The following is a 13,811-nucleotide window of genomic DNA, read 5'->3' on the forward strand; positions in this document are numbered from 1 at the left end:
TCGTTTCACCCAATCGATTGAGACAAAAAGCGTCTCATTCTCATGGGTTCCAACGCCCTGCGGATTTAACCGCCCACATCCGCATTTCGTGTCTAGCTACAGTGGGCAAATCCTCCGGTCGTTTCACCCAATCGATTGAGACAAAAAGCGTCTCATTCTCATGGGTTCCAACGCCCTGCGGATTTAACCGCCCACTTCCGCATTTCATGTCTAGCTGCAGTGGGCAGACACTTGGTCACTTCACCCTATAACTCGAACACAAAGACCGTGTGCAATTTATAGGGTTCCAGTGCCTGCCGTGTCTAACCGCCCACTTCCGCATTTCGTTTTAAAATATCCTTTTCTTATCTTTTTCTTCTTTAAGTATTTCAACGGCTTCTCTGAAGCGTTGGGAGTGGATGATTTCTCGTTCTCTTAGGAAGGCGAGGGAGTCGTTTAGGTCAGGGTCGTCTGAGAGGTCGATGATCCATTGGTAGGTGGCTCTTGCTTTTTCTTCTGCGGCGATGTCTTCGTATAGATCGGCGATTGGGTCTCCTTTGGCAGCGATGTAGCTTGCTGTCCATGGGACGCCAGCGGCATTGGAGTAGTATAGGGCACTGTCATGATTAGCATAGTGGGCGCCGAGTCCAGCTTCTTTCATTTGATCTGCGGTTGCGTCTTTTGTGAGTTTGTAGATCATTGTAGCGATCATTTCGAGATGTGCAAATTCTTCTGTTCCGATATCGGTTAATAAACCGACAACCTTATCGGGTATAGTATACCGTTGATTCAAATAACGGAGGGCTGCTGCTAGTTCACCATCAGCACCGCCATATTGCTCAATCAAAAATTTGGCAAGCATCGGGTTACATGTACTGACTTTGACGGGATATTGTAATTTCTTTTCATATAGCCACATTGATTTTCACCCTTTCCAGACTAGACTTGCCATGGCCACGGTGCGTCGCCCCAATTCCATGGGTAGTTTGAATAGCTGTTGCCGTATTGTTGAAGGGGACCATATTCCTTTTCATAGCGTTTCTTAAGGTGCCTACTTCTTTTGGCATATTCATTGAATTGTTGAATGGCTTCGTAGTCATCCGGGTGTGTATCAAGGTAAAGAGTCAGTTCAACGAGAACGAAATCAGTGGCCTGCAGTTCCTCTAACAGCTCATAATAGGCTTTCGGTAGCTGTTTAGACATGTTTTACTCCCCCCGCTTTGAAGGATAAGGATAGGGATCATAGAAAGCTTTCCAGAGAGTACCTCGAGTGAGAGCTTCACGTGCAGAATATTGCTCTAGTCCTGGGGGCTGAAATCCCATATAAAGATTAGGAGGAGTGGAATAAGATTTCACTCGAATAGGGGGACAGGGATCAAATGGACTGACGTAAGGCTCGTAATACTTTTTGTGGGTATACATCGTTGACCTCCTTCTATACAAATCTCTACTCTTTAGTTGTATGAAATTATGGAAAAAACATGATCTCTAAATATAAGGAGCACCCCCTAAAGTGGGAGTGCTCCTCATCCTTTTACATTTTATTAACGGTATTGTTCCACGTAGCAAGCATATTCTTTAGGTCATGAAGATCTGATTTAAATGGATAGTTCGATGCAACACTTCTTTTTTGACCTTCGTCGAGCTTTTCGTAGCTATGCACAAATTCGGTCATGTCTCTTGTGAGTCTATTTAGCTCCCATTTAAATGTTTCGAATTCTTTTTCCATTGTCAAAACTCCTTTGTAAATAAGTTCTTATATTTGATATACCCTGACGGATCATTCTAAAAACCATCGAGTATGATAATTTACAAATAATGTCGCATTGGATGCGAACGTATTTTCTTGTCTTGCTATCCAATTGAAGAAAAACATGAGATAATAGACTAAGAATTTACGGTGTAGGAGGTAGAATACATGGCGGTACAGTTTGTTATTGGTCGGTCTGGAAGTGGAAAAACAGAGCATTGCTTATCTGAAATGCAGCACGAATTGATCGATCGCCCGCTTGGTGAAGATATGATCTATCTTGTACCAGAGCAAATGACTTTTCAATCAGAATATGAACTAGTACATAATAGAGGATTAAAAGGAATGATTCGTGCTCAGGTTTTTAGTTTTACAAGACTGGCATGGAAAGTTCTTCAAGAAACGGGAGGGATGGCCCGCCCCCATTTAACGAGCGTAGGAACAAGTATGATGTTACGTCATATCATCGAAGAGAATAAACAGAAGCTAAGAATTTATCAGCGTTCTTCTGAAAAAACAGGGTATGTGGAACATTTGAATGACATGGTCACCGAGTTTAAGCGGTATTGTCTTGAACCGGAAGATATAAAACGTTTTGCGGATGATCTTTATGATGAAGATGAGCGAAGCTTACTTCGGGATAAGCTCTACGATCTTCATCTTGTTTATGATGCTTTTCAGAAGGAAATGCTAGGATTTTATCTTGATTCGGAAGACTATTTGGCATTGCTTGCTGAGAAAATCGAAGCGTCAAGCTACCTAGAGAATGCCTCTATCTGGATTGATGGTTTTCATAGTTTTACACCTCAAGAGCTTCTTGTGCTTCAGGCTTTAATAAAAAAAGGCACAAACCTTACATTTACTATCACAATGGATCCCGAGATGAATCCTTCAAGCATTCATGAACTGGATCTCTTTCATGAGCCAGCGAAAACATATCAAACACTTCAAGGACTAGCGCATGAAGAGGGGGCTGCTATTAAGGAGCCGCTAATTTTAGCTGATCAAAAGCGCTATAACAATAGTGAACTTGCGCATTTAGAAGCCAACTATGGTGAACGACCACCAGTTCTTTATAATGGAAGTCTTCAGCATATTCAAGTGCATCATGCGGTGAATATCCGTTCCGAAGTTGAAGCGGCAGCACGTGAAACGCTTAGATTAGTACGCGATGAAGGCTATCGATATAGAGACATTTCAGTCATGGTACGCAACATGGCTTCTTATTATGAACTTGTCGAAACGATCTATGCAGATCACGGTATTCCTATTTTTTCTGACCAGAAAAGAACGATGCTGCATCACCCGCTAATTGAATTAATAAGGTCCAGTCTAGATATTATTCAATATAACTGGCGCTATGAATCTGTATTTCGCTGTGTGAAAACAGAATTGCTTTTTCCAGACGATACAGAAGAAAGTGTCGAAACCATTCGCGAGCGCATGGATGAACTCGAAAATTATGTGATTGCTAAAGGCATTAAGGGCTATCGCTGGAAAACGGACGAGCGCTTTAAAGCGAATATCTACAGACAGCTTGAAGATGATGAAACGATTACCTCAGATGACCTCGAAAAAATGGAAGATCGACTAAACGAAACGAAAGAATGGATTGTTACACCGCTCGAGAAGTTTGAAAGAAAAATGACGAAAGCAAAAACCGTTCGCGAGATGTGTGAAATTCTTTATTATCTTCTAGAGAATAGTCATGCTGCAGAAAAAATAGATCGGTTGAAGGTACAAGCAGAAGAAGCAGGTCAGCTTTCGAAAGCACGGGAGCATGATCAAGTTTGGGATGCTGTTATTGCACTGCTTGATGAAACGGTTGAATTGATTGGTGATCAAAAACTTTCAATAGAGCAATTTACGAAGCTTCTTGAAGCTGGGATGGAAAACATGAAGTTTGCCCTTGTACCTGCTTCACTTGATCAAGTTGTGATCGGTAGCATTGATCGAACGAGATTTACTGATGTGAAGTGTGGTTTTTTGCTAGGTGTCAATGAAGGAGTTTTACCATCAAGAATACAGGAAGATGGGCTTTTGAATGAACAGGATCGAGAAAAGCTAGAAGAACAGGGGATTCAGCTAGCACCCGGATTAAAGCGACGTCTTTTAGACGAAGAGTTTCTAATTTATCATTCTTTGTCAACGCCATCTGATGCCCTGTGGGTAAGTTGTCCTCTTGCGGATGAAGAAGGAAAGGGATTGCAACCATCTATTGTGATGAATCGATTGAAAGAGATGTTTCCTGAGCTTATCATTGGTTTGAAATTTGCTGAACCAGGTGAAGAATCGAAAGAAGAGCTATCGTTTATAACGAACCCGGCGAAGACGATTGGTAGATTAACAGGTCAGCTTCGTCAATGGCATCGCGGGTATCCGATTGATCCGATTTGGTGGGATGCCTATAATTGGTTCGTCACGGCGTCATCACAAGAGAATCGAGTACGATTGATTGAAAGTCTTTTTTATCGGAACAAAGCAGATCGTCTGACTGAAGATACGAGTAGAAAACTGTATGGTTCAAAGATTCAAACAAGTGTTTCTAGAATGGAAAGATATAAATCCTGTGCCTTTTCGCAATTTGCTTCTCATGGTTTACGGTTGAAAGAACGGTCAACATTTAAGCTAGAAGCACCAGATATCGGTCAGTTATTTCACGCGGCGCTTAACATGATGGCTGAAACAATTAAGCAGCGTCATTGGGATTGGGCAAAGCTTTCATCGAATCAATACTATGAACTATCAGGTCAAATCGTAGAGCAACTTGCACCGAAATTGCAAAATGAAATTCTATTAAGTTCCAATCGCTATCACTATATTATGAGAAAACTTTCTCAGGTAGTAGGTCGAGCCTCTTCCGTTCTCGGTCAACAAGCGAAGAAAAGTGGTTTTCAGCCAGCGGGGCTCGAATTAGGATTTGGCCCAAACCAGGAGTTGCCACCAATCGAGTTTACGCTTAAGAATGGGGTGAAAATCCAGCTGATCGGACGAGTGGACCGCGTTGATCAGGCGCTAAATGGAGAGGAACTTCTTCTCAGAATTATTGACTACAAATCAAGTGGAACTTCTCTTGATCTCTCAGAAGTTTACTTTGGCTTAGCGCTTCAGATGTTAACGTACCTGGATGTTGTGATTACAAACGCAAACATCTGGCTCGGTCGTGATGCAACGGCAGCCGGAATGCTTTATTTCCACGTTCATAATCCCATGTTGCAGGCATCAGCGCCAGGACAAGCTGCACTTCAACAGGAACTTTTCAGAAAGTTTAAGATGAAGGGTCTTTTGCTAGCTGACAAAGATGTCGTAAGCTTGATGGATCATGACATTGAGAAGAAAAAATCTGACATTATTCCAGCTGCTCTAAAGAAGGACGGTAGTTTTTATAAAAATTCTTCTGTTTTATCTTCCGATGATTTTCAGGCGCTCAGGTCATTCACACGGCAAACCATCCAAACGATTGGAACTGAAATATCAGACGGACGTATCGATATCGATCCTTACAAGATGAAGGATCGCATCCCATGCACATTCTGTTCCTATCGCTCATTTTGTCAATTTGATCAGGCGATGGAGGATAATGACTATCGACCGATTACTGTACAGGATGATGAAACAATACTGAGACGGATGAGAGAGGAGGCGAACGGAAATGACGATAATGAATAAACCCGAAGGCTCGAAATGGACAGACGAACAATGGGAAGCTATTGCTGCTCGTGATCAAGACGTTCTCGTAGCAGCTGCAGCTGGGTCGGGAAAAACGGCTGTTTTAGTTGAACGAATTATTAGGCGTCTTGCTGATGAGAATGATCCTGCTGAAGTTGATCGAATTCTTGTCGTAACATTTACAAATGCTGCAGCGGCTGAAATGAGACATCGAATCGGGGAGGCTCTTGAAGAAAAGTTAAAGGAAGACCCATCTTCCCTTTATTTAAGAAGACAGCTTTCGATGTTGAATCGCGCTTCTATTTCAACCCTTCATTCTTTTTGTATGGAAGTACTTCGACGCTATTATTACGAAATTGATCTTGACCCTGCCTTTAGAGTAGCAGATCAAACCGAAGCGGCATTGCTTCGTGAGGAAGCAATGGAAGAACTGTTCGAAGAGCATTATAGCCAGAAAGAGAACGAGGCTTTTTATGACCTTGTTGATCGCTACAGTAGTGATCGTAGTGATGTGGATCTTCAGCTTCTTGTAGAAAGACTCTATCATTTCTCTTCTAGTCATCCATGGCCAGAGCAATGGTTGCAAGATAGTGTCGCCGTATATGAAGAAGCGAGTGAAAAAGCGTTTGATGAATTAGTCTGGGTAGAGGAAATAAAAAAAGATGTCGTTCTTCAGCTTGAAGGTATGCGTGAAATGCAGGAGAAGGCCATTTCTCTTTCTAATGCACCAGGCGGTCCAGAGCCATACCTTGAGATGTTAGAAATGGAACGTGAAATGACGGAAAGGCTTCTTACCGCTTCCGCTCAAACGTGGCAGGAGCTCAAAAATGAGTTCGAACAAATAACATTTGGTCGCTTAAAGCCTTGCAAAGGGGATCAATATGATTCTGAAATGATTGATACAGTAAAAGGCCTTCGTGATCGTGTCAAAAAGACCATCCAAAGCTTAAAAGAAGAGTTATTCCAACGAAACCCGGAGGAATATGTAGAAGACATCGTTCAGCTTGCTCCAGTACTAGGAACGTTATCTTCACTTGTAAATGAATTTAGACACAAGTATACGGAGCTAAAAAAAGAAAAAGGGCTTGTGGATTACAGTGACCTTGAACATTATTGTCTTTCTATTTTATTAGATGATCGTTCTACTCCCGAGAACCCGGTCCCATCGAGTGCCGCTCGTGAATATCAAACACAATTTGCCGAAGTACTGATCGATGAATACCAAGATACGAACTCTGTTCAGGAAACAATCCTAAATGCCATTAGCAGAACTTCTGACTCAGGAGGCAATCGCTTCATGGTAGGGGACGTGAAGCAAAGTATTTACCGTTTTAGACTAGCAGAACCTGGCTTGTTCCTCTCTAAGTATAAAACGTTTGGTCGATCGTCTGACGAGCCATCGAAACGAATTGATCTTGCGCGCAATTTCCGTAGTCGAGAAGAAGTGTTGAATAGTACGAATTTTATCTTCAAACAAATTATGGACGAACGTGTTGGAGAAATAGAGTACGATGAAGCAGCTGAGCTCATTCCTGGCGCAGAATACCCTAAGTCTGAAACGGTTGTTCCGGAAGTTCATATCATTGATAAGAGTGCCCAGAAAGAGGAAGACGAAGAAGAAACTGAAAAGGTTCAGCTTGAGGCTCGGCTTATTGCTTCTAATATTAAAGATATGATGGGGAAGAGTGAAAGCGAACGAACAAAAGTATACGATCGGAAGGAAGATCGTATGAGACCAATCCAGTATAGGGATATGGTGATTTTAATGCGTGCAACAGCAAGCTGGGCACCTGTGATCATGGAAGAATTAAAGCAAGCTGGCATCCCATCTTATTCAGATCTTGCAACAGGATATTTTGAGGCAACAGAAGTCGCGATTATGATGAGTCTTCTTAATGTTATCGATAATCCATATCAGGATATTCCGCTTGCCTCCGTGCTTCGTTCACCCATTATCGGGTTAACAGAGGAAGAGCTTTCCCTTATTCGTATCAATGAGAAACATTCAAGTTATTATCTTGCCTTACGATCTTATTGTGAGACTGAGTCGAACAAGCTATCGGAGACATTATCGAAGTTCATCACAAACTTGAACAGGTGGCGAGAAGCGGCAAGGCAGTCTTCTTTAAGTGAGTTAATTTGGCAGCTTTATCGAGAAACGAACTACTATGAATTTGTTGGTGGAATGCCTGCCGGCTTGCAGCGACAGGCGAATTTACGAGCGCTGTATGATCGGGCAAGACAATACGAAGCGACTTCGTTTCGTGGCTTATTTCGTTTCCTGCGCTTTATTGACAGGATGAAAGAGCGTGGGAGTGATCTTGGCACTGCGCGTGCTCTTGGAGAACAAGAGGATGTTGTCCGAGTGATGACCATTCACAAAAGTAAAGGACTTGAATTTCCTGTCGTCTTTATTGCAGGAATTGCAAAGCAATTTAATATGAGAGATATGGCCAATCAAATGCTGATGCATAAAGAATTTGGTCTTGCCACCAAATTCATTGATCCAATTCAGCGTATTAGCTATCCGACATTGCCTTACTTTACACTGCAAAAGCGGATGAAGCTTGAGCTACTTGCTGAAGAAATGCGAGTTCTTTATGTTGCGTTAACGAGAGCGAAAGAAAAATTAATTTTAGTTGGTACGGTAAATGATTGGGAGAAAGAACGATTGTCGTGGGCAGGAGCAGCTGGAGATGAGTGGCTGCTATCGGATTACGAACGATCGAAAGGGAAGACCTATCTGAGCTGGATTGGACCCGCTATTATGAGACATAAAGATCTCGCTTCTATAACTGAAGGGATGGCGAATTTTTCAAAACACGATGAGGTATTTCAACATCCGGCACGGTGGTCACTCACTCTTCATAACGCTTCCTCCTTCGCTGAGATTGAAGCAGAAGATGTTCATAAACATCGAGAATATGAAATGCTACTACAGAAGAAAGAGCCTATCCCTGAAGTGAGCTCCTATAAAGATGAGGTGAACCACCGTCTTGATTGGACTTATCCTCATCAAGCAGCGTCTGAAACAAGGTCGAAACAGTCGGTAACAGAAGTGAAGCGCCAACGTGAGATCTTTCAAGATGAACGAAGTGATGACAAGCTAGTCAAAGGATTTAGCCAATCATTGAAAGAGCGACCTCGCTTTCTTCAAAGTAAGCAGTTAACGCCTGCTGAGCGAGGAACGGCAATGCACATTGTCATGCAGCATCTGGATTTGCAAAAGTGGCATGATCGTGATGACATAAACGAGTTAGTCGCCAAACTTGAGCAAAAGGAATTGTTAACGACTGAACAGGGAAGAGCCATTGATGTCGAGCAAATTCATCAATTAATGGATTCAGAGCTTGGCCAGAAAATGAGAAATGCAGCTGAAATATATAAAGAGGTTCCTTTCAGCCTAGGAGTAGATTCAAAGTGGATCTATCCTGAATTTGAAGGAGACCAAGAAACCGTGGTTCTCCAGGGTGTGATTGATTGTATACTTCGCGATCAAAACGGAGAATTGGTGCTTGTCGATTACAAAACAGACGTGATAGCGAATCGTTTTACTTCTGATGAACAAGCAATGGAAACAATGAAACGGCGCTATACAACACAGTTACAATTATATGAAAAAGCCATTAATGAGATCTGGAAGGTACCTTGTAAGGAGAAAATATTATTTTTCTTTGACGGGGGTCGATCTCTCTTAATCGATTAACAAGTAGCCGGGCTTATGTCCGGCTGTCTTCTTTTCGGTGGAGTTAGAATAGAAAACGAAATAAAGGAGTGATTAATATGAGGTTACTTCATACTGCAGACTGGCACCTGGGGAAAACATTAGAAGGAAGAAGCCGTCTACCAGAACAAAAGGAGTTTCTTGAAGAATTAATGGTGATTGCTGATGAAGAAAACGTAGACGCTATTTTAATGGCTGGAGACGTTTTTGATACTGTCAATCCGCCCGCTGCAGCTGAAACGCTTTTTTATGATGCGGCAGTAAAGTTAACTAGTCGTGGCGAACGCCCTCTAATCATCATTTCAGGTAACCATGATAATCCAGAGCGGTTGTCGGCATCACGTCCCCTTGCTCAAACAAATGGTATAACGATTATTGGTTTTCCCACAACAGATCCGATAGAAGTGACGGTTCGAAATGGGCAAAAGCTCACTATCGCTGCACTTCCTTATCCATCGGAATCCAGACTGAATGAATGTTTAACAGCTAGTCAGGAAGAAGAGGCACTTCAGCTTGCCTATGATGACCGAGTGAAAAAGCTATTTAGTGATCTGACAGAAGCTGGATCAGAGGAGGCTGTTCATATTGCTATGAGCCACATTTATGTAGCCGGAAGCAGAGAGAGTGATTCTGAACGACCGATACAAGTTGGTGGCGCTTATACGGTATCAGCGAATTCTCTTCCTGAACAAGCGCAATATGTCGCGCTCGGGCACCTACACCGTCCTCAAACAATTACAAGAGCTTCAGCACTTGCACGGTATTCCGGATCCCCACTTGCTTACAGCTTCTCAGAAGCAAATCAATCCAAGTCAGTTACAATCGTTGATGTGGAGCCAGAAGGACTTGCTCATATAAATGAAATCCCTATACAATCAGGCAAGCCTCTCGTTCGATGGATCGCTGATCAAGGAATCGACCAAGTATATACGTGGCTAGAAGAAGGAAAAGATGCGGATGCGTGGATTGATCTCGAAATCCATTTAAATGATACGCTATCAATAGAAGAAATACATCGCCTTCGTAGTCAGCATGATGGATTTATCCATATTAGACCTGTTTTTGCAAAAAAGGATCAGCAAAAAGAAGTTTCAAATGCTAATCTTCCAATAGAAGAGCTTTTCAAACGATTCTATGAACGACAAACTGATGGAGCTGAGCCAGAACAAGATCTTGTACAGCTTTTTCTAGAGCTAACACAGTCAGATGATGATGAGTAAGGGGGACTGAAGACATGAGACCGATACACCTGTCCGTTTCAGGACTACATAGTTTTCGAGAGAAACAAGAAATTGATTTTGAATCACTTTGTCAGGGAGGAATCTTTGGGATATTTGGTCCTACTGGCAGTGGGAAATCTTCTTTGCTTGATGCGATGACTCTTGCCCTTTATGGGAAAGTTGAACGAGCAACGAATAATACTCAGGGCATTATGAACCATGCAGAAGACACGTTGTATGTTTCGTTTACATTCGCCCTAGGAAACGAATTGCGCTATCGGGTGGAGCGAAGTTATAAACGTTCTGGAGATGTTTCCATTCGTTCGGCCAATTCAAGATTAATAGAACTTGGTGAAGAAAATACGGTTTTAGCGGATAAAGACCGTGATGTTTCACAGCAGATTCAAGAAATTCTAGGGCTAACGATTGATGATTTCACTCGTGCTGTTGTATTGCCACAGGGGAAATTTGCAGAATTCCTTTCTTTAAAAGGCACTGAGAGAAGACAAATGTTACAACGTTTGTTCCAGCTTGAGAAATACGGTGATCAATTTAATCGTCGTTTAAGAGCAAGAGTGGATGAGAAAAAGTACCAGCTGAACGAAATAACCGCTGAGCAAACGGGACTAGGTGAAGCTTCTAAAGAATCTCTTAAAGAGGCAAAAGAAGCTTTTCTTGAGGCTGAAAAAGCTGCTCAGAAAGCAAAGGACGATCTTATTGCAGCTGAGAAACAAAAAGAAAATGTAACAGAGATTTGGAACCTTCAAAACCAGCTTGATGAACTTCGCAGTAAGAAAAAGGCGATAGCTGAACAAAGAGCTGAAATCGAAACGCTTGAAATAAAGATCAATGAAGCAAATGCAGCGGGGCAAATAAAGCCTTATTTAGATGCTGTTGAAGCCACAGAAAAAGAAGTACAAGAAGCAAAGAATCGTTATGAAGAAACAAAGCGTCAACTAGAAGAAGCTACAAAGCTGTATCAAGCAAGAAAGAATGAGCATGAAAGCAAGCAACGAGATCGGCAAGAGCAGGAGCCTCTCCTATTAAAAAAATTGAACGAACTTGAGCGTGGGTTGGAGCTTGAAAAAGAAATATCTCAAGTGAAAACAAAGCGTGCTGGTGTGGAAAATCAATCAATCATGTTAGAAAAAGAGTCGAAGGTAAAAGCGGAAGAGACGAAAAAAGCACAAGAGGATTTAACGAAAGCGCGCACGCTTCAAGCCGATCTTAATAGAGATTTGACCACTCGGCAGGTCGCCCCTGAAGAACGTAAGCGAATTCTAAGAGCTCAGAGTTTGAAGCAGGAGTTCCAATCTCTACAAAAGCAGCTAGATGAAACGCGTGGTGAAGAAGAAAAACAAGTGAATGCTCAAAAGCAACTTCAGCCTCTTTATGATGATACGATGCAAAACTTGAAGGTGTTAAAGGAGAGCTATGCAGGTTATTATAACTTGGTTCTTTCAACATATCATGCCATATCCTCTCATAAGCTTACGCTTGAGAATCACATCCGTAACGTTCAGGATGAAATCGATCAAACGAGTCAAAGACTTGAACAAAATCGTACACATGTCATTGCTATACGTCTTGCGAGAGAACTAGAAGAAGGGCAGGCATGCCCTGTTTGCGGTGCGAAAGAACACGTTCAGCTTGCAGAAGGTAATGATAACACACCTGATTTGAAGGAAGATCTAAAGGAAAAAGAACAAAGGCGTGAACGGTTAAAAGATCAACTTCAACATGCTAAACAGCTCCAATATCAGCTAGAGCAAACGTCTGACCTGATGACAGATCAGGATGAGCAACTGGTTAAGGCGCTAGATATAAGCGATGTCGATCGAAACCTTACAGAAACGGCTGTTATTACAGAAATGAAATCGCTCGCTCAGGATGTTCGAGAAATAAAAGAAAAAGTTAAAAACGCTAGTAAGAGTCTTCAGGAGCAGAAGTCAAAAGCGACCGAATATGCTTATCGTCTAGAACAAGTTCAGAAAGATCTAGAAGTTAGAACAGAAAAGCGGATTAATTTAAGTAAAGAAACAGAAGAAATAACGAAAACCATTCAAGAGGAATTGTCTCTTTCTGTTCATGAGATTGAAGACGAAATGAAAAAAATTGAAGAGATGGATAAAGAAGCAACCATCATTAGAGATCGTCTCGAAAAAAGCGTTCCTTATATTGAGAAAAAAGAACAGCACCTTTTAGGGCTTCAAGAACAGGTGCAACAACATACTGTGCGTAGAGCTGAATTAACAAGCTCATTACAACAGCTTACAGAACAAATCAATAAGATGGTAGCTGATCACAATGGCATCGTCGGTAACACAACAGCAGAAGAAGGGTATAAAGCAACGAATGAGCAATTACATCTTCTTCGAAAACAAGAAAAAACGGCATATGAGCGATTGCAGCTAGCGGAGGAAAGTTATCAGCAAAATGAACGACGTTCCGCTGCCGATCAAAATTACAATGACGATGCTCAACTACGTTTAAAAAAATCACTTGAAACATATCAAGCAGTTGAAAAAGACTCTATTTTTGAGAACCGTATGCAGGTTAGAGATGCAGAAGTAGATAATGAACAGAAACAGAAATGGGAAGAGCAAGTACAAGCCTATCGAAAAGAACGAGATCAAACGGAGCATTCGATGGTGGAGCTTGAGAAGAAGCTTTCAGGGAGAGCCATTACTGAAGGAGAATATTATGAAACGATCGAGAGAGCAGAAAGTGCAAAAGCTAATCGAGAGGAAGCCTTATCACATTATGCGGCATGTCGACATCGTGTAGAAGATATAACAAAAAGGCATGAACGCTATAAAGAGCTTGAAGGGGACCGTCAGTCTTTGAGTGAAGAGCTTGAAAAGCTTAATAAGCTTCAAACCGTTTTCCGGGGAAATAGTTTTGTGGAATTTATTGCTTCTGAACAGCTAGAGCAAGTTAGTTTTGACGCGTCACAGAAGTTAGGCGATCTAACCTCTCAGCGATACGCCATTGAGGTAGACTCAGGAGGCGGATTTTTAATTCGGGACGATGCAAACGGAGGAGTAAAGCGACCAGTCTCAACATTATCAGGAGGAGAAACCTTCCTTACATCGCTTGCTCTTGCCCTTGCACTGTCAGGACAAATTCAATTGAGGGGTGCTCATCCGCTACAGTTTTTCTTCCTTGATGAAGGATTTGGTACCCTAGATGAATCACTTCTAGATACCGTTATTACAGCACTTGAAAAGCTACAGAATGAGAGCTTATCTGTCGGTGTCATTAGTCACGTGCCAGAGCTTCGCGCAAGGCTTCCTCGGAAAGTCATTGTGACCCCATCAGAACCATCGGGGCGTGGAAGTCGTATTGAAATGGAGACACTCTAGACATAGGGAACATATCCAAATGGGTATGTTTTCTTTTTTTTCTTGAAAGATACTGTCAAAATACGAGAGTTTATGTAAAAATATGAATAGTAGTTGAGGTAATT

8 protein-coding genes are annotated in these 13,811 nt (G+C 42.0%); 4 read left to right on the forward strand and 4 right to left on the reverse strand.

Annotated elements, in window-relative coordinates:
* Positions 1–328: 328 nt before the first annotated feature.
* From Q4550_RS16725 to Q4550_RS16740, 4 genes are all read right to left on the reverse strand, one after another.
* Positions 329–898 carry a manganese catalase family protein gene (locus tag Q4550_RS16725; protein WP_303534710.1) on the reverse strand — a complete coding sequence of 190 codons (570 nt, stop codon included), beginning with the start codon at positions 896–898 and terminating at the stop codon, positions 329–331.
* Between the two features lie 20 nt (positions 899–918).
* The gene (locus Q4550_RS16730; protein ID WP_226612532.1) at positions 919–1,182 is read right to left on the reverse strand and encodes a spore coat protein CotJB; all 264 of its coding nucleotides are present in this window, start codon (positions 1,180–1,182) and stop codon (positions 919–921) included.
* 3 nt (positions 1,183–1,185) lie between these two features.
* Positions 1,186–1,401, reverse strand: coding sequence for a spore coat associated protein CotJA (locus tag Q4550_RS16735; protein WP_303534712.1), 216 nt, complete (start codon positions 1,399–1,401; stop codon positions 1,186–1,188).
* Between the two features lie 112 nt (positions 1,402–1,513).
* Positions 1,514–1,708, reverse strand: a complete 195-nt coding sequence (locus Q4550_RS16740) for a hypothetical protein (protein WP_194221130.1) — start codon at positions 1,706–1,708, stop codon at positions 1,514–1,516.
* Positions 1,709–1,897: 189 nt separating this feature from the next.
* Between Q4550_RS16740 and addB the strand changes: the two genes are divergently transcribed.
* From addB to Q4550_RS16760, 4 genes are all read left to right on the forward strand, one after another.
* Positions 1,898–5,398: a helicase-exonuclease AddAB subunit AddB gene (addB, locus tag Q4550_RS16745; protein ID WP_303534715.1), complete on the forward strand. Its 3,501-nt coding sequence runs from the start codon at positions 1,898–1,900 to the stop codon at positions 5,396–5,398.
* Positions 5,382–9,104, forward strand: a complete 3,723-nt coding sequence (gene addA, locus Q4550_RS16750) for a helicase-exonuclease AddAB subunit AddA (RefSeq protein WP_303534717.1) — start codon at positions 5,382–5,384, stop codon at positions 9,102–9,104. Before addB ends, addA begins: the two co-directional genes overlap by 17 nt.
* Positions 9,105–9,181: 77 nt before the next feature.
* On the forward strand, positions 9,182–10,342 hold the full coding sequence (locus Q4550_RS16755; RefSeq protein WP_303534719.1) for an exonuclease SbcCD subunit D: 1,161 nt from the start codon (positions 9,182–9,184) through the stop codon (positions 10,340–10,342).
* Positions 10,343–10,356: 14 nt separating this feature from the next.
* Positions 10,357–13,707 carry an SbcC/MukB-like Walker B domain-containing protein gene (locus Q4550_RS16760; RefSeq protein WP_303534721.1) on the forward strand — a complete coding sequence of 1,117 codons (3,351 nt, stop codon included), beginning with the start codon at positions 10,357–10,359 and terminating at the stop codon, positions 13,705–13,707.
* Positions 13,708–13,811: the final 104 nt, after the last annotated feature.

It is taken from the genome of Anaerobacillus sp. 1_MG-2023, from assembly GCF_030547345.1.
Classification (GTDB): domain Bacteria; phylum Bacillota; class Bacilli; order Bacillales; family Guptibacillaceae; genus Guptibacillus; species Guptibacillus hwajinpoensis_B.